We start from the raw sequence: 25656 nt of genomic DNA, 5'->3' as shown, positions 1-25656 counted from the left end.
CATGAAACTCAGCCTGCCGTTTGTCAAAAAACAGCCCCTCGTGGCCGTGGTCCGTCTGTCGGGCGCCATCGGAATGGCGGGGCGTGGGTCGTTGAACGACACCGCGCTGGCCCCCGTTCTGGAAAAGGCGTTTCGCAAAGGCAAACCCGTCGCCGTGGCGTTGGAAATCAATTCACCCGGCGGTTCGCCGGTCCAAAGCTCTCTGATCGGCGCGCGTATCCGGCGGCTGTCAGAAGAGCTTGATGTGCCAGTGATTGCCTTTGTCGAGGATGTTGCGGCATCGGGCGGGTATTGGCTTGCTGCGGCTGCCGATGAAATCTGGGCCGATGACAGCTCGGTCCTGGGGTCGATCGGCGTAATCTCGGCCGGGTTCGGTGCGCACGTGTTTCTGGCGCGGCAAGGTATCGAGCGGCGCGTACACACGGCGGGCAAATCGAAATCCATGCTCGACCCGTTCTCGCCCGAGAAAGAGGAAGATGTCGCGCGGCTGCAGGGCCTTTTGGGCGACATCCACGAGAATTTCATCAACCACGTCAAAACCCGCCGCGGGGACAAGCTTGATCAAAGCGCGGACCTGTTCACGGGCGAGGTCTGGTTGGCCAAACGCGCGCAGGAACTGGGTTTGATCGAAGGCGTCGCCCACCTGAAGCCGAAACTGCAAGAGCGTTTCGGGGACAAGGTCAAGTTCCGCCGCTATGGCCTGCGCAAACCAATCTGGTCGCGGTTCGGAGCATCACTTGCTCAGGACGCAATCACCGGGATTGAGGAGCGTGCAGCCTTCGCGCGCTTTGGTTTGTGACGTGATTATCAAGATTGTCACTCTTTTCCTGATTGCCATGGGTGTCCTGGCAATGTTCGGAAAGCTGCGCATTCCGGGGCAGAAAAGGTTGCAATCTGCCAGATGTCCGCGTTGCGGACGATTCAGGATCGGCAAAGGCCCCTGTGCCTGCGAAAAAGGAGGCCGTACATGACGGCATGGCTGTTATCCGGCCTTGGATTGTTGATCCTGCTGCTGGCGGGGGATGCATTGGTACGCGGCGCGGTGAACCTGAGCCTGCGTCTGGGCGTACCGGCCCTTATCGTCAGCCTGACCATCGTGGCCTTTGGCACCTCGGCCCCTGAGCTGCTGATCGCGATCAGCGCGATCAAAGAGAACGCGCCGGGGATCGCGCTGGGGAACGTCGTGGGTTCGAATACCGCAAATATTCTGTTGGTTTTGGGCGTGCCCGCGTTGCTGGCCACGTTGCACACCAGCGAATGTGACAGCCGTAAGAACTATGTCTTTATGCTGTTGGCCACGGTTCTGTTCATCGGATTGGCCTTCTGTGGCGTATTCAATCTGGCCAGTGGTGCAATCCTGTTGGCCGCCTTGTCGCTGGTTCTGTTCAACGCATTCCGCGAAGCCCGCGCGCATCGTAAAGCCTGCGGCGACGCCTGTGCCGAAGATGACGAACTGGAAGGTCTGGAAGAGGCCGATCCAGACATGCCCTATTGGAAGCTGTCGATCTATCTGATCCTTGGTCTGATCGGTTTGCCCATGGGCGCGCATCTGCTGGTCGACAACGCGACGGTCATCGCGCGCACTTATGGTGTCAGCGAAACGGTGATCGGCCTGACGCTGGTCGCGGTCGGAACATCGCTGCCGGAGCTTGCGACCACCGTTATGGCCGCGCTGCGCAGGCAGGCCGATGTGGCGCTGGGCAACGTGATCGGGTCGAACATGTTCAACCTGCTGGCCATTGTTGGTATCGCAACGCTGTTCGGCCGCATCCCGGTGGACCCGGAGTTCCTGCAATTCGATCTTTGGGTCATGCTGGGCGCGTCGCTTCTGTTGATCCCGTTCGTGTTTTTCAAAAAAGATATCACGCGCGGGTGGGGCTTGGTGTTGACCCTGTTGTACGGGATCTACATCGTCTCACTGCTGGCGTAATCTTGGATTAAAGGGATAGGCATGGCCCGTGCATTGGTAACCGGTGCTGGTATTCGTCTGGGCCGGGCAATGGCCCTGTATCTGGCGCAGCGGGGCTATGATGTCGCTGTGCACTACGCGACCTCTGAACAACCCGCTTCAGAGACCGTGGCTGAAGTGCAGGCATTGGGGCGCAAAGCGGTGACCCTGCAGGCCGACCTGTTGGACGAGGCACAGGTTCAGGCTCTGCTACCGCGCGCGGCCGAGGCGTTGGGCGGACCAATCACTTGTTTGGTGAACAACGCATCCATCTTTGAATACGACAACATCCATACCGCAACGCGCCAAAGCTGGGACCGCCACTTGGACAGCAATCTGCGCGCCCCTTTTGTTTTAACGCAGGCCATGGCTGAGCAGGGGTTGCAACCAGATACCGACGAAGCTGGTGAGCCTGTCGCCACGGGTCTGATCGTCAATATGGTCGATATGCGGGTGCGTAAACTGACGCCGGAATTCATGACTTATACGATTGCCAAGATGGGTCTATGGGCATTGACGCGCACGGCGGCACAAGCGCTAACGCCTGCGATCCGTGTCAACGCCATCGGGCCGGGGCCGACGATGCAGGGCCACAGGCAAAGCGAAGAGCACTTTCAGACGCAACGCGCCAATACAGTGCTTGAACGCGGCTCGAACCCGTCGGATATCACGGCTGCGCTGGGCTATTTCCTGGATGCGCATGCGGTCACCGGGCAGCTTTTGTGCGTCGATGGCGGTCAGCATCTTGGGTGGAAGACACCGGATGTTCTGGGCGTAGAATAAGTAAATCCGTTGCAAGTTTTGCACCGCTCTCGTTTCCGTTACGTGCGCGTTACAAAAATGTCTTTTTTTTCATACACTTGCCTTGTGTACGAAAAAATGTCATTCAAAATCAAATGGTTAATAGGTCGCCTATTTTTTGTGCAACTCAAGGAATGCCCAAGTATACAAGGGAAAATCGGCATCCTTTGAAACTTATCTTCACACTTATCCACAGAAACCGTGGATTTGTTTTCTCTTGAACTGAGACCGACAAGATTGCAGCCATAGTCAGAGAATCATATTTCAGGCAAATGACGAAAGACAGCGACCCGACCTCTGACACTCAACTGACCGGCTATGCCTGTATCCAGCGCTATGTGAAAACGCTGGATAGCTCGCCGGGTGTGTATCGGATGTTGGATGCGGACAGTCGTGTTCTGTACGTGGGCAAGGCGCGGAATCTGAAGGCGCGGGTGTCGAACTATGCCCGGCCCGGCCATTCGGGACGGATCGAACGGATGATCGCGGCGACGGCGTCGATGATGTTTCTGACCACCCGGACCGAGACCGAGGCGCTGTTGCTGGAACAGAACCTGATCAAGCAGCTCAAGCCCAAGTACAATGTCCTTCTGCGCGATGACAAAAGCTTTCCCAATATACTGGTCGCCAAGGATCATGCCTTTCCGCAGATCAAGAAACACCGCGGAGCCAAAAAGGAAAAAGGGGCCTATTTTGGACCCTTCGCCAGTGCGGGTGCGGTGAACCGAACGCTGAACCAATTGCAAAAGGCGTTCCTGCTGCGGAACTGTTCGGATTCGATGTTCGACAGCCGCACACGGCCCTGTCTTCTCTATCAGATCAAACGGTGTTCAGGGCCGTGCGTCGGGTTGATTTCCGAGACGGATTATCTTGAAAGCGTCAAGGATGCGGAACGATTCCTGTCAGGTCGCTCGACCAAAGTGCAGGAAGAACTGGCCGAGCAGATGATGGCCGCCTCCGAGGCGATGGAGTTCGAACGCGCCGCTGGGCTGCGCGACCGGATCCGGGCGCTGACGCAGGTCCAGACCTCTCAGGGCATCAACCCGCGCGGTGTGGCCGAGGCAGACGTGATCGGCCTCTATATGGATAGCGGGCAGGCCTGCGTTCAGGTGTTTTTTATCCGCGCCAATCAAAACTGGGGAAACAAGGATTTCTATCCTCGGGTCGGCGCGGATGTGTCTCCGGCCGAAGCAATGGAGGCGTTCCTCGGTCAATTCTACGATAACAAGGAACCACCGCGGCAGTTGATCCTTTCGGATGCAATTGAAAACGCGGATCTGATGCAAGAGGCGTTGAGCGAGAAGGCAGGGCGCAAGGTTGAAATCCTGGTTCCCCAACGTGGCGAGAAACAGGAACTGATCGCGGGCGCCTTGCGCAACGCGCGGGAGTCTCTGGCCCGACGGATGTCAGAGAGTGCTACGCAAGCCAAGCTGCTGCGGGGCGTGGCCGAAGCGTTTGATCTGGATGGTCCTCCAAGCCGGATTGAGGTGTACGATAACTCACACATCCAGGGCACCAATGCGGTGGGTGGGATGATTGTAGCGGGCCCAGAAGGCTTTATGAAAAACGCCTATCGCAAGTTCAACATTCGTGGCGATGATCTGACCCCCGGTGATGACTTTGGCATGATGAAAGAGGTTCTGACCCGTCGGTTCACCCGCCTGCAAAAGGAAGACCCCGACCGCGACAAAGGCCATTGGCCCGATCTGTTGCTGATTGACGGCGGCGCGGGTCAGGTCAGCGCCGTGCATGAGATCATGGTCGAATACGGCGTCGAAGACATCCCTATGGTCGGTGTTGCCAAAGGCGTCGACCGTGATCACGGCAAAGAAGAGTTTCACCGTACCGGACAGCGCCCTTTTGCGCTCAAGCGCAATGATCCGGTACTCTACTTTATCCAGCGCCTGCGGGACGAGGCGCACCGCTTTGCTATCGGGACCCACCGCGCGAAGCGGGCTAAGGCTGTGGGCGCGACGCCTTTAGATGAAATCCCCGGTGTTGGCGCTGCACGTAAGCGTGCGCTGCTGGCGCATTTTGGCAGCGCCAAGGCGGTCAGCCGGGCGAACCTGGCGGACCTGAAAGCAGTCGAAGGGATCTCGGCCGGTTTGGCGCAAAAGGTCTATGACTTCTTCCACGACAAAGGCTAGGCTTTGCGCCCGCGCCAAAGGATGTAAAGGCCGGACGCCACGATAAGTGCGCTGCCGATCCACATGGTACGGTCCAGATCCTCGCCAAAAAAGAACACGCCCAAGGCGACGCCGAACAACAGCCGGGAATAGCGGAAAGGTGTGACCGCCGAAACTTCACCGGTCCGCATGGCCTTCATCAACGACGCATAGGCGATCGAACCCAAAACCACGGCTCCGGTCACATGCAGGCCGGTATTCAGGCCGATTGGCGCGACCGGGGCTTGTTCCCAAAACCCATAGGCAACACCCGCGACGATCACGCTGACAAACCCATAAAAGCCCAACACCTCGGTGCCCAGACTGGCGGGGGCGACACGGCTGGCCAGATCACGCCCGGCAAACCCAAGCATCCCAAGCACAGCCAATAGGGACAGGATTGAGAAACTGTCCCCGGTCGGTTGGATGATGATCACAACGCCGAGCAGGCCGACGAGAATGGCGCTCCATCGCCGCCATCCGACGGTTTCGCCAAACAGCAGGGCCGCGCAGGCGACGACTACAAGCGGCGTGGCCTGAAGGATCACCGTTGCCGAAGACAAAGGTGTCAGCGTAAACGCCAGGATGTAAAACAGCCGCCCAAGGATCTCGAAAACAGCGCGGATTTTCATCGCGGGCGACAAAACATCCGGTTGCAGCAGCCGCGTGCCCCTGGCCAATGCGACACCGGCAAAAATCACCGACCCACCCGCTCCGAACAGAACCAGAATCTGCCAGATGGGCAAGGTGATGGCCGCCGCTTTCAGCAACGCGTCTTCCAGCGCAAAGCATGCCATCGCGCCAATCATCCACGCACTTCCGATCAGGTTCGAGCGTGCATCGGTTTCAATATTCGGGGTCATCTGGGTCGTTTCGCCATGGGCCTGATTGCGCGCACTCTGACCGCAATCAGGCCAAAGGCCAAGGTGAATAACCTGAACGAGGGATGCTGCGGCGCTTTGACCAAGCCTCTGTGATCGGTACAGTTTTTTTCCCGTCCGTCTTTTCTGTCCTTCACCGGCACTGTAGGGTCCGAGCATGAAGTGGAACCTGCCGAATATCCTGACCGTCCTGCGCCTGTTGGCTGCACCCGGTCTGGCCGTAATGTTTCTGTATTTCACCCGGCCCTATGCGGACTGGTTTGCGTTGATTTTGTTCCTGTCGGCTGCCATTACCGATTGGTTCGATGGCTACCTCGCGCGAGCGTGGAAACAAGAAACCAAGATTGGTGCGATGCTGGACCCAATCGCGGACAAGGCGATGGTGGTGATCGCTCTCATGATCCTGGTGGGCTATTCGACCGAACACTGGACGCCGTGGCTGGTGCTGCCCGCCACCGTGATCCTGTTCCGCGAGGTCTTTGTGTCGGGACTGCGGGAATATCTGGGCGATACGGCCGGGACGCTCAAGGTCACGAAACTGGCCAAGTGGAAAACGACAGCGCAGATGGTGGCGATTGCCGTCCTGTTTTCGCAGGGGATTTTCGAGCACTATTTTGTGATGTCTACCTTCGGCATGGATGCTGCCACAATGGATCTGGTGCTGACCGGCCAGCTAGAGGACATCAACCATATGCGTTGGCATCTTGAGGGGATGTTCTGGGCCGGCAGGATTGGGTTGTGGCTGCTGTGGATTGCTGCGGCGCTGACATTGATCACCGGCTATGACTACCTACGTAAAGCCATGCCCCACCTGAAGGAGAGCTAAAGGATGGACGTGTTGTATTTCGCCTGGGTGCGCGAACGCATCGGTCTGCCGAAAGAACGGATTGAGACCGAGGCCGCAACCGTTTCCGATCTGGTTGCCGAGCTAAGCGCGCGCGAAGACCGATACGCCGCCGCCTTTGCAGACCTGTCGGCTTTGCGTGTTGCATTGGATCAGGAACTGTCCGATTTCGACGCGTCTCTGGCGGGTGTGCGCGAAGTGGCGTTTTTTCCACCTATGACCGGCGGCTGATACCATGCGCATCGCGGTTCAGGAAGACGCGTTCGATCTGGGGGCCGAGGCCAACGCCTTTGCCGCAGGGGATAACGCCAACGGAGCCATCGTGACCTTTACCGGCGTGGTGCGTGATCTGGCATCCGGCGATCTGGATGTGATGGAGATCGAGCATTATCCCGGTATGACAGAACGGGCGCTCACCAAGATTGCCGAGGAAGCAAAAGCGCGCTGGTCACTGGGCGATGTGCTGGTGATCCACCGCCACGGGCGACTGGCCCCTGGGGATCGTATCATGATGGTTGCAACGGCTGCGCCACACCGCAAGGACGCGTTCGAGGCGGCCGAGTACCTGATGGATTACCTGAAATCCCGTGCCCCGTTCTGGAAGAAAGAAATCACCTCTTCCGGCGCGGAATGGGTCGACGCCAAAGACGAAGACGAAGACGCGCTGACCCGTTGGTAAGCGCGGCAAGCCGACAGAGGGCAGAAAATGGGCAAGGAACTGAAAAACGCGGGTCTCGCGACAAAAGCCATTCATGCGGGTGAAGGGCCTGACCCGGTCAGCGGTGCGTCTGCCCCGGCCTTGCAGATGTCATCGACATTTGTGACCGATCAGGTCGCCGGGTTTTCCGCCCACGATCTGGAAGAAGAAGCGCCCTATCTCTATGGCCGCTGGGCAAACCCCAATGTCCGGGCGCTCGAAACCAAGATCAGCGTTATGGAAGGCACCGAGGATTGTGTCTGTCTGGCCTCGGGCATGGCGGCAGCCACGGCGATCTTTCTGACCTTCCTGTCCGCAGGCGACCACGTGATCGTATCCGACGTGTCATATGCCGGTGTTGCGGAACTGGCCCGCGATACCCTGCCGCGTATGGGGATCGAGGTCACTACGGTTGATATGTCTGATCTACCTGCCGTATCCGCCGCGATCCGTTCGAACACACGGCTGATTCATACGGAAACTCCGGTCAATCCGATTGGTCGTCTGTCAGACCTGAAGGCAATATCCGAGATTGCGCGGAACGCGGGCGCGTTGTTGTCGTGTGATGCAACCTTTGCCTCACCGCTTGGGCAATCAAGCCGGGAACTCGGCGTCGATCTGATCATGCATTCCGTGACCAAATACATCGGCGGGCATGGCGATGCGATTGGCGGGGCGGTTGCAGGCCGCAGAGAACTGATCGAGAAAATGCGCAACGAATCCGCCATTCACCACGGCAGCATCATGTCCCCGTTCAACGCCTGGATCATTGCGCGGGGTATGGCCACATTGCCATTGCGGATGAAGGCGCATGAGGCCGGGGCAACCGCCGTTGCCCAATGGCTTGAGACGCGCGAGGCAGTGACAAAGGTGATCTATCCGGGCCTCAAGTCCCATCCGCAATATGAACTTGCGCAACGGCAGATGAAGAACATGTCGGGTATGATTACCTTTCAGGTCGGCGATCGCGCAACCGGAGAGGCGTTTGCCCAGCAGATGATCGACAAGCTGAAGATAATCCACTATGCCGTCTCGCTGGGTCACCATCGCAGTCTGATATTCTGGATGGGAACCGATGCTTTGATGGAAACGTCGTTCCGGTTGGAAGGTGAAAACATGCAAAGCTACCGGGACTATGCCGGAGAGGGCGTGTTTCGGTTGTCCATCGGTTTGGAAGATCCCGAGGATCTGATTGCGGATCTGGCTCAGATAATCTGACTCTAGTCCGCGTTGTTGATGCGCCCGCGCAACTCTTCGGCCTCTTGCCGAGCGGCGCGCAGACCGTCCATCGCGGCGGCCAGTTCTGCCTCGGTCTGGGTCAGTTGGTTAGTCAGTTCGGCCTCGCGCTGTTGCAGGTAGGTGATCGCCTGATCGCGGGTTTCTTCGGCCTCGTGCAGCTCCTGGCTCATGCGGTCAAGATCGGCCACATCGCTTTGACGAACGCGCGACAGGCGATGCGCCAGCCAATTGGCAAACCATCCAAGACAGAAGGCTGCAAACAGGATGACAGCGGTGGCGATGATGAATTCGATTCTGTTCAAGTTACTGGTCCCCTGCGTCCGCGTCTTCGTCCGAGGCTTCGCCCTCGGTCGGCGCGTCTTGTGACGTCTCTGCTTCTGTTTCCACCGCTTCAAGCGTGGTTTCGGAGTCTTCGATGGTTTCGGGTCGGATCAGACGGAATTCGATGCGTCGGTTTTCCTCCCGCCCCTCTTCGGTGTCGTTGTCTGCGATGGGCTGCGTTTCGCCGTAACCCATGGCGGTGTAACTGGCGGTTGGTATCCGGCGGGCGCGCAATTCGTTCAGGATGGACTGCGCCCGCGCCTGGCTCAGCTGCTGGTTCATCTCTTCGCGGCCCTGGCTGTCGGTGTGACCCTGAATTTCCAAACGAATGGGGCCGCAGTCCCGCAGGATGTCGGCGATTTGATTGACCGTATCGCGCGAGTCCGCTGCAACCGTGGCCGAGCCCGGTTCAAAGGCGATCTTCGAACCTGCCTGAACCTCAACAATGCGTTCCTCGCACACTTCGGGGTCAGGCAACTTGTCGGCGGGCTCGGGCGGTTCCTGATAGGTAATCGAAAGGGTGAAATCCTGCGCGTCGCCCAGCTTTTCCGATAACAACCCTGCCACGTAGGCCCGGGTTTTCGGGTCGTGGCTGACACCGCTGAGCACCACATCATCTGGGGTCACTGTCAGCGCGCCGTTATGCAGTTGCGACAGGGCTTCCAACCCACTGAGAACACGAATGGGCCAGTCGGCGGGCAGGTCCGGGGCAATGCGGGTTGCGGTGTGGACCTGTTCATACCCAAAGGCGGCGCGGGCATAGCTATCGACCATGTCGCGCAGGGTCTCATCCCCCAGGCGTCCGCGCATCTGTACAAGGCCCTCGGGGCTCCGCGTGGCCGAGAATTCGGGTGGGCCAGATTGGTCCTCGGTTTGCGGTTCGGGCAGAACGGCATGCAGGACAAAAACCTCGGGCAGGGCGTTTTCCAACTCGCCAATGACCCGGTCGAACAGCGCGGTCTGCGTTCCCTCAACTGCGACCAAAGTGATGTCGGCATCTGACAAAGTGACCGAGCCCTGGCCAATCTCCGACAGTGCACGAATACTCAGCACCGCGGCATCGGGCCAGCGAGGTGAGGGTTCGCCCAGACCAATGGTGCAGGAGTAAGGACCGGATAGCCCTGCATCCTCTGCCGCTGCGATGATCCGGGCGCGGGCCTTTTCATCCTGGGCTGAACACGCGTCAAACCGGCCGCCGTCTTCGTCGATCAGGTAACGCACCGTGAAAGGCGTGATAACCGGGCGCGGGGCTGAGATCGACAAGCCAATGCGCAGGCTGGGTGGCGCAGCGCGGGTCAACTCTTGCTCCAGCCTTTCTTTTTCCTGCTGGCTGTCGGCGATAGCTGTGATTTTCACAAGGCCGGGGCTGGCCGAGATTTTTGCACGCGGCAACCGGGCCAAGGCCTCGACCGCGTAGTTGATCGCGTCTTCCCAACCCTTGGGCTTAGGGTAATCCGCCGTTTCCATCAGGTCCGAAACCGGCCCGCCATCCAGATCGCGCAACCGGTCCGTCAGCGCGTCGCGATCTTCGCTGACCGGAATCAGGCCGATGACCGAAATCCCGCTGTCGTTACGCAGGATTTCCGCGGAAAACCGCGGTGCTGCCAGCTGCGTCGTCGGCGCGACCTCCATTTCGTCGATGACCCGCGAGGTATCGACTTCGGTTCCCGCCGCGGTCAGGGCGTTGAAGCGTGTGGCCTCATCCTTGGCGGTGCCGGTGAGAACCACGCGCAGCCCGTCCGATTGGACCTCGGCCCAGTCGTGGCCTTTCAGGTCCAGCGCGCGCCGCACCGCAAATTCCGAGGCTTCCTCGACCTTTGTCACCGAATAGCTGGCCGCCAGCAGGCACAGCCCGGCTGACATGAGGAAGACAAAGGTGACAACTAAGAAATAAGGCAGACGCATGTGCGGGCAATCGACTCCTCGAGTGAGTGTGCGGGACTCTTACAGAGGCCTAGGCCGAGGTGCAATCAGAGCAGCAAGGCGACGCAGAGGAAGATCAGCGGAATAAGGCCGGTATCGCGGTTGGCACGGAACAATTGCAGCAGCTTGGCATTGTCCTCGGTGTCCAATCCGCGCAGCTGCCATGCCATATGCCACCCCATCGCCCAAGGCCCGGCAAGCGCGACCACCAAAGCCATGACAGATGCCTGCGACGTGGCCGCGTCGATGATGGCCATTCCCATCAACGCCACCGTCGCCACCAGGAAATACTTCAGCCATCGTGCGGTATCCGTGCCAAACAATCGCGCGGTGGACTTAACCCCGATCAGTTCATCATCTTCGGCATCCTGGTGCGCATAGATCGTGTCATAGAACAACGTCCAGGCGATACCTGCCAGATACAGGATAATCGCGGGCATTCCGACCGTCCCAGTGTGCGCCGCCCAGGCCAGCAGTATACCCCAGTTAAAGGCCAGACCCAGAAACGCCTGCGGCCACCATGTGAACCGTTTGGCGAAGGGATAAATTGTCACCGGCAGCAGCGACAAAACACCCATCGCAATTGCGGCCTGATTGAAAGTCAGAAGAATCACAAGCGCCAGCAGGCATTGCAGCCCCATCCAGATCACGGCCTGCCTTACGCTGACCTGCCCCGACGGGATCGGGCGCGACCTTGTGCGTTCGACCTGACCGTCGAACTCTCGGTCTGTGATGTCATTCCATGTGCAGCCTGCGCCGCGCATCAGGAAAGCACCAATCGCGCACCCAACGGCGATCCACAGGTCCTCCCACCTGGGATTACCGTCGCTGAGGATGGCCAGAGCCAAGCCCCACCAGCAGGGAATCAGCAGCAGCCAAGTGCCAATAGGTCTGTCCGCGCGGCTTAGGCGCAGATAGGGGCGGGCGAAGGTGGGGGCGTGGGTGTCGACCCAGTTGCCGCTGACAGCGTCAGCAACTTGTCCGTCTGGTGTTGGGGCATTGCCTTGCATATGTAAGGTCTCATGAGTGCAAAGATCAGACTGTATGTAGAGCACCCGCTGGGGCAGGGGCAATCGGTTCCTTTGACGCGCGACCAGGCCCACTACCTGTTCGGCGTCATGCGTCTGGCTGTTGGCGGGCAGGTCGCCCTGTTCAATGGTCAGGACGGTGAGTGGTTGGCCGAGGTCGCTGAGGCCAGTAAGCGCGGCGGTGTTCTGATGTGTGTTGAGCAGACCAAACCTCTGCAATTGCCGCCTGATCTGTGGTTCCTGTTCGCGCCGATCAAAAAGGCGCGGACCGATTTTATCGTTGAAAAAGCCGCAGAAATGGGCGCTGCGCGGATCATGCCCGTGCAGACCGAATTCACCAACTCCGAGCGTATTCGTCAGGACCGCCTGCAGGCCCACGCGGTTGAAGCGGCCGAGCAATGCGGTGGAACCTATGTGCCCGAAGTCACCGAATTGCAGCGGCTTGATCGGGTGCTGGACAGCTGGCCTGATGGTCGGCAGTTGATGTTTTGCGACGAAGCCGAGGTCGGCTCGGCCCTGCGTTTGGCGGCAAGTGATCCGGGTCAGCCTTGGGCGATCCTGATCGGGCCCGAGGGTGGATTCTCGGACCGGGAACGCGGGCGCCTGTCTGCGTTGCCCTATGCGCATGTCGTCAGCCTTGGTCCTCGCATCCTGCGCGCGGACACGGCCGCTGTTGCGGCGCTGGCCATGTGGCAGCAAGCGCTGGGGGATTGGGCGTGAGCTGGCTTGAAGCTCGGGAAGAAGACGTGCCCAAGATCGACAGGTTTCTGTTCGAGCATATCCAGACGTCGATGTTTCCCTTGGCCAACCTTAGGGATTTCGGTTTGCGCGGCCCGGACCCGCGTGCCGTCAATTTTTGGACATTGGGTGATGGCCTACGGGGTGTTTTCGGGATCACGAACGAGGGCATGGTTCTGCCGCAATGCCCGCAATGTTCGGACGAAGAACTCGGCGCGGCGATTCGCCTGATCCGGGGACGCAAGCTGTTCGGCATGGCGGCGGAAGCGTCTCAGGGACGTCGGATCATGCGCCTTGCAGGGTGGGAAGTCAGGCCAGCGACACTGAACAGCGACGAGCCGGGGTTCACGCTGAACCTGGACCAGATGGTCGTGCCGGATACGACCGGCGCAGATCTGGTGCCGCTGGGCGATCTCGACCGCGCGATCACCGAGGGGTGGCGGCAGAGTTATCTGGTTGAGGCTATGGATTTCGATGCGGAGCGCGCGCAGCGGCAGGCAAAGAAGGACATTGCGGCCTATATCCAACGAAAATCACATCGGGCTTTGTTGATGGATGGCCAACCGGTGGCAATGACCGGGTTCAACGCGCGGTTGCCCGAAGTTGTTCAAATCGGGGGCGTCTATACGCCGCCGGATTTGCGTGGCCGTGGCTATGCGCGTCTGGCGGTTGCGCTGCATTTGCGCGAAGCTCAATCCAAAGGCGCGACACGCGCGATCCTGTTTGCCGCTAGCGATGCCGCTGCGCGTGCCTATATTGGCATTGGGTTCCAGCCTGCGGGCCATTATTCCCTGATTCTGTTCAAGAACCCCGAGGACACGGCATGAGCTTTATCCGACCCGAAGCTAAACTGGCCCTGTGGCGCTGGCGCGAAGTGTTGATTGCTGGTCTTGTCTTGCTGGTGGGGCTCAGCTGGATCAGTGGACCCGGCGGATTGCTGGGTTGGCTGGGCTGGGTTCTGATTGCGGCGTCTGCAGCCTTGGCGGTCGTCGGCGTACAGCGCGCACGGTTCCGCACCGGTGCAGGCGGCCCCGGTCTGGTGACAATCGACGAAGGGCAGATCACCTATCTGGGCCCACTAACAGGCGGCATTGTCGCGACACGGGAGATCGAGCGTCTGGCACTGGATCCGACATCGTCTCCGGCGCATTGGATCTTGGACCAACCTGGGCAACCAACCCTTCACATTCCTGTGAATGCAGAAGGTGCAGAAGCGCTGTTCGATGTGTTCTCGGCGCTTCCGGGCTTGAAAACTGAACAAATGCTGTCGGAACTGAACGGTGGCGCGACACATCCGGTCGTTATCTGGGAACGGACCCCTTCGCGGCCTGCGCATCTTCGGTTGCATTGACACTGGCGCGGTTTGCGCTCAGGACTGAGCCAACGACAGACACATCAGGATCGGAGCACGGGTCTCATGTCCATCCCCCAGTCCGGCGGCGGACCGATCGAACGCCACGAACAATTGGCCGAATATCTGGAATCGGGCTGCAAGCCCAAGCAGGATTGGCGCATCGGAACCGAGCATGAAAAGTTCGGCTATTGCAAAGACACGCTGAAGCCGCTGCCCTTCGAAGGTGAGCGGTCGATTCTGGCCGTGCTGCAGGGGTTGCGCGATCTGCATGGCTGGGCCCCTGTGGAAGAGGCGGGCAAGCTGATCGGTCTGGAAAAAGACGGCGCCAATGTTTCGCTCGAGCCCGGTGGACAGCTGGAACTGTCCGGCGCGCCGCTGGAGACCATTCACGAAACCTGCGACGAGGTGAACGCGCATTTGCGCGACGTGAAGGACATCGCGGACAAGATCGGCGTTGGGTTTATCGGCCTTGGGGCCGCTCCGATCTGGACGCATGAGGAAATGCCGCTGATGCCCAAGGGGCGCTATCGGCTGATGAACGACTATATGGAAAAGGTCGGCACGATGGGCCGGTCGATGATGCGCCGGACCTGCACGGTTCAGGTCAATATCGACTTTGGGTCAGAGGCCGACATGGTGCAGAAACTGCGCGTTGCACTGGCCTTGCAGCCGGTGGCAACCGCGCTGTTCGCCAACTCTCCGTTCTTCGAAGGCAAGCCTAACGGCCAGAAAAGCTGGCGCAGCTATATCTGGCGGCATCTGGATGATGCCCGAACCGGTATGTTGCCATTTGTGTTCGAGGACGGGTTCGGATTTGAAGCTTGGGTCGAATACGCCTTGGATGTGCCGATGTATTTCGTCTATCGCGACGGCAAGTATATCGACGCGCTGGGCCAATCCTTCCGGGACTTTCTGGAAGGCAAACTGCCCGCCCTTCCGGGTGAAACGCCAACCCTGTCCGACTGGGCCGATCACCTGACCACTGCCTTCCCCGAAGCGCGGATCAAGAAATTCATGGAGATGCGCGGCGCCGATGGTGGCCCGTGGCGGCGTCTGTGTGCCTTGCCAGCCTTCTGGGTTGGCCTGACCTACGATCAGGGCGCGCTGGATGCGGCATGGGATCTGGTCAAAGACTGGGATGCCGAGACACGCGAAGAGCTGCGGGTAGCGGGGGCCAAGGATGGCCTGCAGGCGCAGGTCGGCAACATCAACATGCACGATCTGGCGGGAGAAGTGGTCTCGATCGCCGAGGCCGGGTTGAAAGCGCGGGCGCGCCCCGGCGCAGGTGGCATGGTGCCGGACGAGACGCATTTCCTGAACGCTCTCAAAGACAGTATCGAAACCGGTAAGGTGCCGGCCGATGAACTGCTGGACCACTACCACGGCGACTGGAACGGCGATCTGACCCGGATATACCCCGAATTCAGTTACTAACCTGTCTCTGGGCAGTGTTGCCTTTAGGAGAGTGTTCGCCAATTCATTGAATGTGACCTTGCCATAAGGCAGGGTGTATCGGGTATGCTCGGCAGGAAACCCCTGAGCGTGATAAGATCATGGCCCGTATCAGTGAACTGCATTACTCCAATGCCTATGCTGCGCAGACCGGTGTCGCAGAGTTTCTTGAGGTCGCGCTGAGGTCTGATGAAGACCCAGCAAACTTCACTGTGTCCTTCTATCAGGCCAACGGGCAGGTCGGGATCGAGGTTCCGTTGGATGATCCATCGGTTCAGGTTTCGATTGATCCGGATAATAATGAGCAGGTCTTCATTATTTCAGCGGATGATTTTCCGATCCTTCTGACGGACCCGAATGGCGGTGGGGCCAACAATTTTGAAGCCTATGCGCTGACCAATACGTCCACGGGCGAGGTCATCGATTTCTACGATATCGGTGGCGGGACCACGAATATCGTTGCGCAAAACGGCTTGGCGGCGGGTGTCACGTCGGAAAACCTGCCGGTTCTGGTGTCTCCGAACCAGACTACGACGACGCTGCAGTTCAACCAACCCGACCCGGACACGCTAGTTTATGGCACGTTGTCACCCGGCGATACCGGTGCGCCCTGTTTTGCCGCAGGTACGCTGGTCGACACACCTGATGGCCCGCGCCGGGTTGAGACGCTGAAGCCGGGTGATCTGGTGATGACCCAGGATGACGGTGCTTGCCCGATCCGCTGGGTTGGCGGTCGCACCGTCGTGGGCCGGGGTCGCTTTACCCCCGTTCGCATCCATGCCGGAGCTCTTGGGGCAGAGCGGGATGTTGTCGTTTCCCCGCAGCACCGTCTATTGGTGACCGGGTGGCAAGCCCAGCTGTTGTGCGGGGAAGATGAGGTGTTGATCGCCGCCAAATCTCTGGTCAACGAAACCACCATCACATCGGCACCCTGTGATCTGGTCCGCTATGTCCATCTGTTCTTTGAGAGGCATCAGCTGGTAACGACATCGGGTCTAATCTCGGAAAGCTTCTTTCCCGGTGCACAGGCCCTGTCGAGCCTGGACCGCGCGGCCGCGGATGAGCTGTTTGCCCTTTTCCCCGAACTTCGGAAGTATCCACAAAGCTATGGGCCAACCATCCGGCCTGTGCAGTGCGGCCCGCAAGCGGCAATGCTGCGGGCGATCTGATCCCTGCCTCTTGCTTTCGCGGACTGCTGTGATAGCAGAGCCTCAACAGCATTCAGGGAACCGTCATGGACGATCTTAAGGCAAAATATCTGGGTCAGATCGCCGATGCAGGCGACGAAAACGCGCTCGAAGCGATCCGTGTCGCGGCCGTCGGCAAAAAGGGCGAGGTCGCGCTGAAGATGCGCGAGCTGGGCAAGATGACGCCCGAGGAACGCCAGGTCGCAGGCCCCGCGCTGAACGCCCTGAAGGATGAGATCAACTCGGCGCTGGCTGCCAAGAAAGCTGCTCTGGCCGACGCCGCACTGGATGAGCGTCTGCGCACCGAATGGCTGGACGTCACCCTGCCGACCCGCGCGCGCCGTCAGGGCTCGATCCACCCGGTCAGCCAGGCGACCGAGGAACTGACCGCGATCTTTGCCGAACTGGGCTTCTCGGTGGCCGAAGGGCCGCGGATTGAAACCGACTGGCACAACTTTGACGCCCTGAACATCCCCGGCCACCACCCCGCGCGGGCCGAGATGGACACGTTCTACATGCACCGCGCCGAGGGCGACAACCGCCCGCCGCATGTGCTGCGCACCCACACCTCGCCTGTCCAGATCCGTTCGATGGAGCTGCAGGGCGCGCCGATCCGCGTGATCTGTCCGGGCGGCGTGTACCGCGCCGACTATGACCAGACCCACACACCGATGTTCCATCAGGTCGAGGGGCTGGCCATCGACAAGGACATCTCGATGGCGAACCTGAAATGGGTTCTGGAAGAGTTCGTGAAGGCGTTCTTCGAGGTTGACGATGTCGAGCTGCGCTTCCGCGCCTCGCACTTCCCCTTCACCGAACCGTCGGCCGAGGTCGATATCCGCTGTTCGTGGGACAACGGTCAGCTGAAGATCGGCGAGGGCGACGACTGGATGGAGATTCTGGGTTCCGGCATGGTCCACCCCAAGGTGATCGCTGCCGGTGGGATTGATCCCGAGGTCTATCAGGGCTTTGCCTTTGGCATCGGCATCGACCGTCTGGCGATGCTGAAATACGGCATTCCGGATTTGCGGGCGTTCTTTGATTCCGATCTGCGCTGGCTGCGCCACTACGGGTTTGCGGCGCTGGATATGCCGAACCTGCATGGTGGTTTGTCGCGTTGAGCCAAACCTCACCGGGGTATGCCGCTCAACTGGCTTTCGGGCTTGTTCTTGGTATATCCCCAAGCCTGTGCGCAGCAGAGCAAGCTGAAAAAGACCGCCTTTGTTTAGAGCTTTGGAAGGACGAGGTTGCGGAGATCCGAAGTGCATTCTCAGATGGGTTTTCGTCGAACCAAGTTGTTTATTTTGTCGGGAGTGATGGCAGGGCTTTTGACTGCTTAAATACTAATGCTCCTTCGAGCGTTCTAGAAGAATCAGAACGATGGTCGCGGCAAATCGCTCCGATCGCCGATGAACTGGCGAGAGAGTCAGGTGAGATTTCCGTCAACTTCTGTAACTTAAGTCGCCAAGCAATTGGCGCGTTTCAAGTCGTTGCAGTACACTTGCCTTACGAACTAGAGGAACTGAGCTCTTTAACGTGTCAGAAGAGACTCCGTGACCTCCCGAGACGTATTCAAGACAGCTTTCAGTAAGCCGTAAATGGTGTTCGTCGAAGTTTATGGCGCAACCTTCAGTCGTAGATTGCAGCGCGGAGCAAAGGCCGATAGGCCGCCGCGCTATCGCCAGACCGCCCGCACGGGCTGGCGATTTGTCTCCGCCAGTGCAACGCTCGAACGTCACACGGATTTGGCCAGAATAAATCACCCACTACAGCCCGAGGATCGCCATCCCGCGGTCTGGCGATAGCGCGGCTTGTTGCATTGCCCCACGGGGTTGTGACGTGACATGGGCCGCAAGGCGGTTAGGGTCGGTCGCATGATCTATCGACTGCTTGCCCTGTTTCTGATGTCCGCTTCTGTTGCTTATGCCATGGGGCCATGGCGTGACGATTGTCACGGCGATACGGCCTGTCAGGTCGGCGACCGCTCGTACCATGTGCTGGAGCCGGACGGATGGGATGGCGAGACGCCTCTGCCGGTGTTGATGCATTTCCACGGCTGGGCGCGGCAGGGGACCGTGGTGGTCAATCACGAGCGTATTGCGGGGGCCACGAAACTGCGCGGCGTGCTGCTGGTGGCCCCAAACGGGCTGGGCAAAAGCTGGGATTTCTGGACCTCGGACACCGGCGATGTGCCCTTTGCGGACGCGGTTTTAGAGGATGTGGCCAAGCGCTATCCGATTGATCCCGACCGTATCTATGTCTCAGGCTATTCTTACGGTGGCGCGATGGCGTGGCGCTATGTCTGCCAGTCGGGCAATGATACGGCGGCTTTGCTGGGCATCGCAGGCAGCATCCGGCAGACCGAGGATTGCCCTCAGGCCCCGGCCGAGGTGCGCCATGTACACGGGACCAGCGATACGGTGATGGATTTCCCCCTTGGCCCGGGCGGTGACACGACCTACCCGGTGGCGCTGTGGCGGCAGAAGTTCGGCTGCGACACGGCCACTCCGCGCGGAGATTGGAGCGTGGTGCCGATCCTGACGCTCAGCCGGGTGGAATGGACCGACTGCACGCAGGGACGGGTTGCTCTGGATACGCATCCGGGCGGGCATTTTATCCCCCACGGCTGGGTTGGTCGGCAATTGGATGAGTTGCTGGGGCGCGAACCGACATATCCCTGAACTGGAAAACGACCCGGCCTTGTCGCGAACAGGTTTGCTGGCCTGCGTGCCGCCCGTTTATCCAAATGAAAACGGGGACGTCATGACCACAATTCTGATCGTTGAAGGCAACACACCGGACATGGTGGCCAAGGGCCATGCGGGGGCTAACGGGTTCATCCGAACCTTTGCGGCCCTGGCACCGGATGTCCGTATCCGTTTGGCCAATCCCTATGCCACTGCATTGCACCCCGATGAGCTGCATGGCGTGGACGCCGTAGTGCTGACCGGATCGGGTGTCAGCTGGTCTGTGGATGCGCCCGAGGCGGCCGCTCAGCGTGCTGCAGCAGAACTTGTACTGGCCGCTGGTCGACCTGTATGGGGGTCGTGCAACGGGTTGCAGCTTGCGATGTTGATGCTGGGCGGCTCTGTCGGTGCATCTCCGGTTGGCATAGAGGTGGGCATGGCGCAGAAAAACGTGCTGACCCAAGAAGGTGGCGAGCATTCTATGTTGATGGGGCGCAGGTCTGGTTTTGGCGTTCCGTGCATCCACAGGGATGAGGTTCAGAGGCTGCCCGACGGAGCAATTCTGTTGGCAGGCAACGACCATTCCCCGGTTCAGGCAGCGGTTTATGAGAAGGGCGATCTGCAGTTTTGGGGCACGCAGTATCATCCGGAATTGAGTCCATTGGATATCGGTATCTACGTGCGTGCGCGGGGTATTTTTTCCGACCACGCCAATCTGGCTGATGATCTTGAACAGGCCGAAACGGATTTGGCGGCTGCGGCGCGTTTGGGAACCCACCCGAACGCCTTGGTGTTGCCCCAGCGCAGCCGTGAGCTGGCCAATTGGCTGCAATTCGTCTCTGGCGGCTAAGCGGCCCTTCCACCTGCGGAGAATATCCGCTACATGCGATCCGACCCGAAAATTCTGGCGGATAGCGACCGATGAAATTCACTCTTTCCTGGCTGAAAGACCACCTCGACACCGATGCGTCGGTTGATGAGATTGCTGAGGCGTTGACCGATCTTGGACTGGAAGTCGAAGAGATCGTGAACCCGGCCGACCGGCTGGCAGGCTTTACGTTGGGCCATGTGAAACACGCGGAAAAGCATCCAGATGCGGATAAGCTGCGTGTATGCACCGTCGCAACCGACGAGGGCGATCTGCAGATTATCTGCGGTGCGCCCAACGCGCGCGAGGGCATCACTGTCGTCGTCTGCAAGCCGGGCATGTATATCCCCGGTCTGGACCTGACCATCAGCGTCGGCAAGATCCGCGGTGTCGAAAGCTTTGGGATGATGGCCTCGGAACGCGAGTTGGAACTGTCGGATGAACATGACGGCATCATCGAACTGCCCTCGGGCGAGGTTGGTGACAAGTTCGTCGACTGGCTTGCCGAGAATGAACCGTCCAAGGTCGATCCTATGATCGAGATCGCGATCACGCCCAACCGTCCCGATGCGCTGGGCGTTGCGGGTATTGCGCGTGATCTGGCGGCCCGTGGGGTCGGCACATTGAAAGAGCGTGACTATGTGCCGGTGCCGGGTGATTTCGACAGCCCGATCAAGGTGAAAATTGATGAAGATACGCTGGACGGCGCGCCTCATTTCACCGGTCGCCTGATCAAGGGCGTCAAGAACGGCCCCAGCCCGCAATGGCTGCAGGATCAATTGAAGGCGATTGGTCTGCGTCCGATCTCGGCCCTGGTTGATATCACCAACTACATGACTTTCGATCAGAACCGCCCGCTGCACGTGTTTGATGCGGATAAGGTGCAGGGCAACCTGCGCGTCCATCGTGCCAAGGGTGGTGAGACGCTGGTTGCGCTGGACGAAAAGGAATACACTCTGCAGCCCGGTATGATGGTGATTTCGGATGACAAAGGCCCCGAATCCATCGCGGGTATTATGGGCGGTGAGGAAACCGGCTGTACCGATGAGACCGTTAACGTGTTTCTCGAAAGCGCGTTCTGGGATCACGTGCAGATTGCTCTGACCGGCCGCGCGTTGAAGATCAACTCGGACGCGCGCTATCGCTTTGAACGGGGCGTTGATCCTGAATACACGCTGGAAGGATTGGAACAGGCGACGCAGATGATCCTGGATATCTGCGGCGGTGAGGTCTCGAAAGTGGTTGAAGCCGGCAAGGCTCCGAACCACGCGCGGGCCTACAAGTTGGATGCCGAGCGGGTGCAATCGCTGGTCGGCATGGACATTCCCGAGGCTGAACAACGCCAGACCCTGACCCGTTTGGGCTTCCGCTTGGAAGGCGAGATGGCGCATGTGCCCAGCTGGCGTCCCGATATCATGGGTGAGGCCGATCTGGTTGAAGAGGTCGCGCGGATTGCGTCGCTCACGAAACTGCAGGGCAAGCCGCTGCCGCGTGTGATCGATGGAATCCCGAAACCGGTGATGACCGCGACACAGCGTCGTCAGTCGATGGCGCGCCGCACCTGTGCCGCGCTGGGGTACAACGAATGCGTTACCTACACCTTCATCGATCAGGCCGCGGCCGCGTTGTTCGGTGGCGGCGATGAAGCGACGCAGCTGGAAAACCCGATCTCGTCCGAGATGAGCCATATGCGACCCGATCTGCTGCCCGGTCTGCTGCAGGCAGCAGCCCGCAATCAGGCGCGCGGCTACGCAGATGTGGCCCTGTTCGAGGTTGGCCCGGTGTTCCATGACGGTGAGCCCGGCGATCAGAAAACCCAGATCACCGGCCTGCTGGTCGGCCGCAACGGCCCCAAGGACGTGCACGGTGCCTCGCGCCCTGTCGATGTGTTCGACGCCAAGGCGGATGCCGAGGCTGTTCTGGCGGCGATCGGTGCGCCTGCGAAGGTTCAGATTCTGCGTGACGGAGATGCCTGGTGGCATCCGGGTCGCCACGGAAAGATCTGTTTGGGTCCGAAAAAGGTGCTGGGTGTGTTCGGCGAACTGCACCCGCGTATCCTGCAGGCGATGGATATCAAAGGTCCTGCGATGGCATTTACCATCTGGCCGGACGAGGTGCCCATGCCCCGTAAATCGGGCGCCACGCGTGCCGCGCTGGAAATACGTGACCTGCAATCGGTCGAGCGGGACTTTGCCTTTGTCGTGGATGACAGCGTCGAGGCGCTGACGCTGGTGAATGCCGCGGCGGGCGCCGACAAGGCGCTGATCGAAGATGTTCGCGTCTTTGACGAGTTCATCGGCGGCAGCCTGGGTGAGGGCAAGAAGTCTTTGGCCATCACTGTGCGCCTGCAGCCGACGGATGCGACGCTGAAGGAAAAAGATATCGAAGCGGTGGCTGAGAAGATCATTGCCAAGGTCACCAAGGCGACGGGCGGCGTTCTGCGCGGCTAAGGCTGTGCCGTCTCCGGCGGGAGTATTTTGGAAAAGATGAAGGGGCGGATGCGCCCTTTCTTTGTTTGAGGAGGATGAAAGATGCTGAACGTTTACCTCTCTGGCGAAATCCACACCGACTGGCGCGAGCAGATCATCGACGGCGCGCAGGGGTTGGATATCACCTTCAATAGTCCGGTCACGAATCACGCCGCCAGTGACGACTGCGGTGTAGCCATTCTGGGCGAAGAGCCGAACAAGTATTGGCATGACCACAAGGGTGCGATGGTCAACGCGATCCGCACGCGCAAGGGTATTTCCGACGCTGACGTTGTGGTTGTCCGGTTTGGCGAGAAATACAAACAGTGGAACGCGGCTTTTGATGCGGGATACGCTGCGGCGCTGGGGAAATCGTTGATCGTACTGCACGGACCCGATCACCAGCATGCGCTGAAAGAGGTCGATGCCGCCGCACTGGCTGTGGCCGAACATCCCGCGCAGGTCGTGGAGATTCTGCGCTATGTCCTGACCGGTCAGCTGCCACAGTAAATACGTTACGTTTTTCTTGCCCGAAATCTGGCTGCTTTCTACCGTTTAAGGACATGAGACGGGAGAGGCAGCCATGGAATTCGATTATGTCATCGTCGGAGGAGGATCCGCTGGCTGTGTGATGGCCGCGCGCCTCAGCGAAAACCCGGACACTTCGGTGTGCCTGATCGAAGCGGGCGGCGCGGGTGAGGATTTGGTGATCCGCGCGCCGGCTTTGGTGGCGGCGATGATCTCGGGGCGGCCCAAGTTGAATAACTGGGCCTTTGAAACAGTACCACAGCCAGGCTTGAACGGCCGCAAAGGGTTCCAGCCCCGGGGAAAGACCTTGGGGGGGTCGTCGGCGATCAACGCCATGCTCTATGTGCGTGGCCACGCCAGCGATTACGACGAATGGGCCGAGCTGGGCTGCGACGGTTGGGATTGGCAAAGTGTGTTGCCCTACTTCCGCAAGGCCGAGGGCAACGCGCGCGGTTCGGATGACCTCCACGGCGCGAATGGACCGCTGCAGGTGGCAGATCAGTTCGAGCCGCGGGCGATCTCTCGGGCCTTTGTCGAGGCTTGCGGTCAGCATCAGATACGCGAAACGCAGGATTTCAACGGACCCGAACAGGAAGGGGCGGGCCTGTATCAGGTGACACAATTCTATGACGGCGATCAAAAGGGCGAACGGTGCTCTGCGGCTGCTGCCTATCTGCGAGATGTCAAATTACGGCCGAACCTTACCATACTGACCAGCGCTGAAGCACAGAAGGTTCTGTTCGACAAAAAGCGCGCCACCGGTGTGCGGTTGCGTCAGAAAGGCAAGGTGATCGAGGTCCGCGCGCGTCGCGAAGTGATCCTGTCTGGTGGTGCATTTGGCTCGCCTCAACTGCTGATGCTGTCGGGGGTCGGGCCAGAGGCCGAACTGAACCAGCATGGTATTCCGATCGTGCACCATCTGCCTGGCGTTGGCCAGAATCTGCAGGATCACCTGGACTATGTTCTCAGCTATGAATCCAAGCGAAAGGATGTCATCGGTCTGACACCGGGCGGGTTGTGGGATCTGGCCAAGGCTGGATTGGACTGGCGGCGTACTGGCACGGGACTGTTTACCACACCATTTGCCGAAGGCGGCGCGTTCTTCAAATCCGATCCTTCCGTGTCCAAGCCTGATCTTCAACTGCATTTTGTCGTCGGAATCGTCGACGATCACATGCGGAAGATCCACCTTAAGCACGGGTTTTCTTGCCATGTCTGTGTGCTGAGACCGTTCAGCAAGGGCAGCGTGGGACTAAGCTCGGATCAGGCCAGCGCGCCGCCGCGGATTGATCCCGCGTACCTGAGCGATGATCGTGATCTGGACCTGCTGAAAAGCGGCGCGCGGATTATGGAGTCCATTCTCGAGGCCCCGCCGTTGGCGCCATGGCGGGCGAAACGCCTTTATCCGAATGATGGAAGCGATCAGGCGCTTGAAGCCGATATTCGCAACCGTGCCGACACGATCTATCACCCGGTGGGCACCTGCAAGATGGGCACCGACGACATGGCCGTCGTCGATACCGAAGGCCGTGTGCATGGGGTCGAAGGATTGCGGGTTGTGGACGCCTCGGTCATGCCGACCCTGGTGGGCGGCAACACCAACGCGCCCACCATCATGATTGCTGAGAAGATCGCAGACGGGATCAATCCCGCGGCGGCGTGACCAATCCCTTTTGCACGGCTGGGCGGTCCAGGAATCGATCGAGGTAAGCCACGACATTTGCATAATCTTCCCAGCCCACAAGCTCATGAGCTTGGTAGAACTCAAGCCCGCGTAGCCACGGGGCGATGGCGATGTCCGCGATCGAATAGTCACCGGCAATCCAATCCTGCCCTTCCAGCTGTTGGTTCAGGACGTTCAGCAGGCGTTTGGCCTCGGCCACATAGCGTTCGCGGGGGCGGGGGTCCGGGATTTCGCTGCCAGCGAATTTGTGGAAATAGCCCAATTGCCCAAACATCGGGCCAATACCACCCATCTGGAACATCACCCATTGGATGACGCGGTACTTGTCGGATTGGGTATGGCCCAGAAGCATGCCGCTTTTCTCAGCCAAATAAACCAGGATCGCACCGCTTTCGAACAGCCCCAGAGGCTGCCCGTCCGGGCCATTCGGGTCGATGATCGCCGGAATCTTGTTGTTGGGGTTCAGCGACAGGAAGGCGGGGCTTTTGACGTCTGCATCCGATAGTGTGACCTTGTGGGCCTCATACGGCAGGCCGGTTTCTTCCAGCATGATGGATGCTTTAACACCATTGGGTGTCGGGAAAGAGTACAGCTGGATCCGGTCCGGATACTTGGCAGGCCAACGGGCTGTGATCGGGTGAGAGGCGGTGTCCAGCATGATTTGCTCCTGTCTATGGGCTGCAGTTAAAAGGTAGGCGGAGCTGCCCCGTGTTACCAGTGTTAGGGTTGTGCGCAGCCGGTCAGAGCTTGTGTACATGGGAACAACGGGGAAATCCCCCGAAACTGGCACCTAGACCGACTCGGATGAATAGATCAATATTCCGTGAATCCCGCGCTGTTGAC

At 59.5% G+C, this 25656-nt stretch carries 24 protein-coding genes; 19 read left to right on the top strand and 5 right to left on the bottom strand.

Features of this window, described 5'->3' with window-relative positions; translation table 11 throughout:
- Position 1 precedes the first annotated feature (1 nt).
- The 4 genes from J7416_RS07740 to uvrC all read left to right on the top strand — a co-directional run bounded on the left by J7416_RS07740 (position 2) and on the right by uvrC (position 4896).
- Positions 2-799, top strand: coding sequence for a S49 family peptidase (locus tag J7416_RS07740; protein ID WP_209224524.1), 798 nt, complete (start codon positions 2-4; stop codon positions 797-799).
- A 168-nt stretch (positions 800-967) separates the two neighbouring features.
- Positions 968-1930 carry a calcium/sodium antiporter gene (locus J7416_RS07735; RefSeq protein WP_209224148.1) on the top strand — a complete coding sequence of 321 codons (963 nt, stop codon included), beginning with the start codon at positions 968-970 and terminating at the stop codon, positions 1928-1930.
- 21 nt (positions 1931-1951) lie between these two features.
- Positions 1952-2731 carry an SDR family oxidoreductase gene (locus tag J7416_RS07730; RefSeq protein WP_209224147.1) on the top strand — a complete coding sequence of 260 codons (780 nt, stop codon included), beginning with the start codon at positions 1952-1954 and terminating at the stop codon, positions 2729-2731.
- 290 nt (positions 2732-3021) lie between these two features.
- Positions 3022-4896, top strand: a complete 1875-nt coding sequence (uvrC, locus tag J7416_RS07725) for an excinuclease ABC subunit UvrC (RefSeq protein WP_209224146.1) — start codon at positions 3022-3024, stop codon at positions 4894-4896.
- On the opposite strand, the gene J7416_RS07720 is transcribed toward uvrC, so the two are convergent.
- The gene (locus J7416_RS07720) at positions 4893-5777 is read right to left on the bottom strand and encodes a DMT family transporter (protein WP_209224145.1); all 885 of its coding nucleotides are present in this window, start codon (positions 5775-5777) and stop codon (positions 4893-4895) included. The two genes, uvrC and J7416_RS07720, sit on opposite strands and share 4 nt — an antisense overlap.
- A 175-nt stretch (positions 5778-5952) precedes the next feature.
- Here J7416_RS07720 and pgsA point away from each other — a divergent pair, with 175 nt between their 5' ends.
- From pgsA to J7416_RS07700, 4 genes are read left to right on the top strand one after another with little or no spacing between them, the layout of a single operon-like run.
- Positions 5953-6621 (top strand): CDP-diacylglycerol--glycerol-3-phosphate 3-phosphatidyltransferase, encoded by a 669-nt coding sequence (pgsA, locus tag J7416_RS07715; protein ID WP_170469205.1) that lies wholly within the window; start codon positions 5953-5955, stop codon positions 6619-6621.
- A 3-nt stretch (positions 6622-6624) separates the two neighbouring features.
- Positions 6625-6870, top strand: coding sequence for a molybdopterin converting factor subunit 1 (moaD, locus tag J7416_RS07710; protein ID WP_209224144.1), 246 nt, complete (start codon positions 6625-6627; stop codon positions 6868-6870).
- Positions 6871-6874: 4 nt separating this feature from the next.
- On the top strand, positions 6875-7318 hold the full coding sequence (locus J7416_RS07705) for a molybdenum cofactor biosynthesis protein MoaE (RefSeq protein WP_209224143.1): 444 nt from the start codon (positions 6875-6877) through the stop codon (positions 7316-7318).
- A gap of 27 nt (positions 7319-7345) precedes the next feature.
- Entirely contained in the window at positions 7346-8554 is a 1209-nt protein-coding gene (locus tag J7416_RS07700) for a PLP-dependent aspartate aminotransferase family protein (RefSeq protein ID WP_209224142.1), read from the top strand.
- Between the two features lie 2 nt (positions 8555-8556).
- Here J7416_RS07700 and J7416_RS07695 read toward each other — a convergent pair whose 3' ends face one another.
- The 3 genes from J7416_RS07695 to ubiA form a co-directional block, all read right to left on the bottom strand.
- A complete protein-coding gene (locus J7416_RS07695) occupies positions 8557-8877 on the bottom strand; it encodes a hypothetical protein (RefSeq protein ID WP_170426932.1) in 321 nt (106 codons plus the stop codon).
- A 1-nt stretch (position 8878) separates the two neighbouring features.
- Positions 8879-10801: an OmpA family protein gene (locus tag J7416_RS07690; RefSeq protein ID WP_209224141.1), complete on the bottom strand. Its 1923-nt coding sequence runs from the start codon at positions 10799-10801 to the stop codon at positions 8879-8881.
- Between the two features lie 65 nt (positions 10802-10866).
- Positions 10867-11829 (bottom strand): 4-hydroxybenzoate octaprenyltransferase, encoded by a 963-nt coding sequence (ubiA, locus tag J7416_RS07685; RefSeq protein WP_209224140.1) that lies wholly within the window; start codon positions 11827-11829, stop codon positions 10867-10869.
- Positions 11830-11841: 12 nt separating this feature from the next.
- On the opposite strand from ubiA, the gene J7416_RS07680 reads away from it, so the two are divergent.
- The 11 genes from J7416_RS07680 to J7416_RS07630 all read left to right on the top strand — a co-directional run bounded on the left by J7416_RS07680 (position 11842) and on the right by J7416_RS07630 (position 24792).
- A complete protein-coding gene (locus tag J7416_RS07680) occupies positions 11842-12567 on the top strand; it encodes a 16S rRNA (uracil(1498)-N(3))-methyltransferase (RefSeq protein ID WP_209224139.1) in 726 nt (241 codons plus the stop codon).
- Positions 12564-13412 carry a GNAT family N-acetyltransferase gene (locus tag J7416_RS07675; RefSeq protein WP_348540251.1) on the top strand — a complete coding sequence of 283 codons (849 nt, stop codon included), beginning with the start codon at positions 12564-12566 and terminating at the stop codon, positions 13410-13412. Before J7416_RS07680 ends, J7416_RS07675 begins: the two co-directional genes overlap by 4 nt.
- Positions 13409-13936 carry a hypothetical protein gene (locus J7416_RS07670; RefSeq protein WP_209224138.1) on the top strand — a complete coding sequence of 176 codons (528 nt, stop codon included), beginning with the start codon at positions 13409-13411 and terminating at the stop codon, positions 13934-13936. Before J7416_RS07675 ends, J7416_RS07670 begins: the two co-directional genes overlap by 4 nt.
- A gap of 66 nt (positions 13937-14002) precedes the next feature.
- The gene (locus J7416_RS07665; RefSeq protein WP_209224137.1) at positions 14003-15373 is read left to right on the top strand and encodes a glutamate--cysteine ligase; all 1371 of its coding nucleotides are present in this window, start codon (positions 14003-14005) and stop codon (positions 15371-15373) included.
- A gap of 119 nt (positions 15374-15492) precedes the next feature.
- On the top strand, positions 15493-16560 hold the full coding sequence (locus J7416_RS07660; protein WP_209224136.1) for a Hint domain-containing protein: 1068 nt from the start codon (positions 15493-15495) through the stop codon (positions 16558-16560).
- Positions 16561-16625: 65 nt separating this feature from the next.
- Positions 16626-17699 (top strand): phenylalanine--tRNA ligase subunit alpha, encoded by a 1074-nt coding sequence (gene pheS, locus J7416_RS07655; RefSeq protein ID WP_170426939.1) that lies wholly within the window; start codon positions 16626-16628, stop codon positions 17697-17699.
- A 753-nt stretch (positions 17700-18452) separates the two neighbouring features.
- Positions 18453-19259: a prolyl oligopeptidase family serine peptidase gene (locus tag J7416_RS07650; protein WP_209224135.1), complete on the top strand. Its 807-nt coding sequence runs from the start codon at positions 18453-18455 to the stop codon at positions 19257-19259.
- 82 nt (positions 19260-19341) lie between these two features.
- On the top strand, positions 19342-20115 hold the full coding sequence (locus tag J7416_RS07645) for a type 1 glutamine amidotransferase (protein ID WP_209224134.1): 774 nt from the start codon (positions 19342-19344) through the stop codon (positions 20113-20115).
- A 71-nt stretch (positions 20116-20186) separates the two neighbouring features.
- Positions 20187-22583, top strand: a complete 2397-nt coding sequence (gene pheT, locus J7416_RS07640; RefSeq protein ID WP_209224133.1) for a phenylalanine--tRNA ligase subunit beta — start codon at positions 20187-20189, stop codon at positions 22581-22583.
- Between the two features lie 81 nt (positions 22584-22664).
- Complete coding sequence (locus J7416_RS07635; protein WP_209224132.1) at positions 22665-23111, top strand: YtoQ family protein; 447 nt, start codon at positions 22665-22667, stop codon at positions 23109-23111.
- A gap of 73 nt (positions 23112-23184) precedes the next feature.
- Positions 23185-24792, top strand: coding sequence for an FAD-dependent oxidoreductase (locus J7416_RS07630; RefSeq protein WP_209224131.1), 1608 nt, complete (start codon positions 23185-23187; stop codon positions 24790-24792).
- Here the strand turns inward: J7416_RS07630 and J7416_RS07625 are convergent.
- Positions 24773-25471 (bottom strand): glutathione S-transferase N-terminal domain-containing protein, encoded by a 699-nt coding sequence (locus J7416_RS07625; protein ID WP_209224130.1) that lies wholly within the window; start codon positions 25469-25471, stop codon positions 24773-24775. The two genes, J7416_RS07630 and J7416_RS07625, sit on opposite strands and share 20 nt — an antisense overlap.
- Between the last annotated feature and the right edge of the window lie 185 nt (positions 25472-25656).

It is taken from the genome of Ruegeria sp. R14_0 (assembly GCF_017743975.1).
Classification (GTDB): domain Bacteria; phylum Pseudomonadota; class Alphaproteobacteria; order Rhodobacterales; family Rhodobacteraceae; genus Ruegeria.
This window is presented reverse-complemented; position numbering and strand designations above follow the sequence as displayed.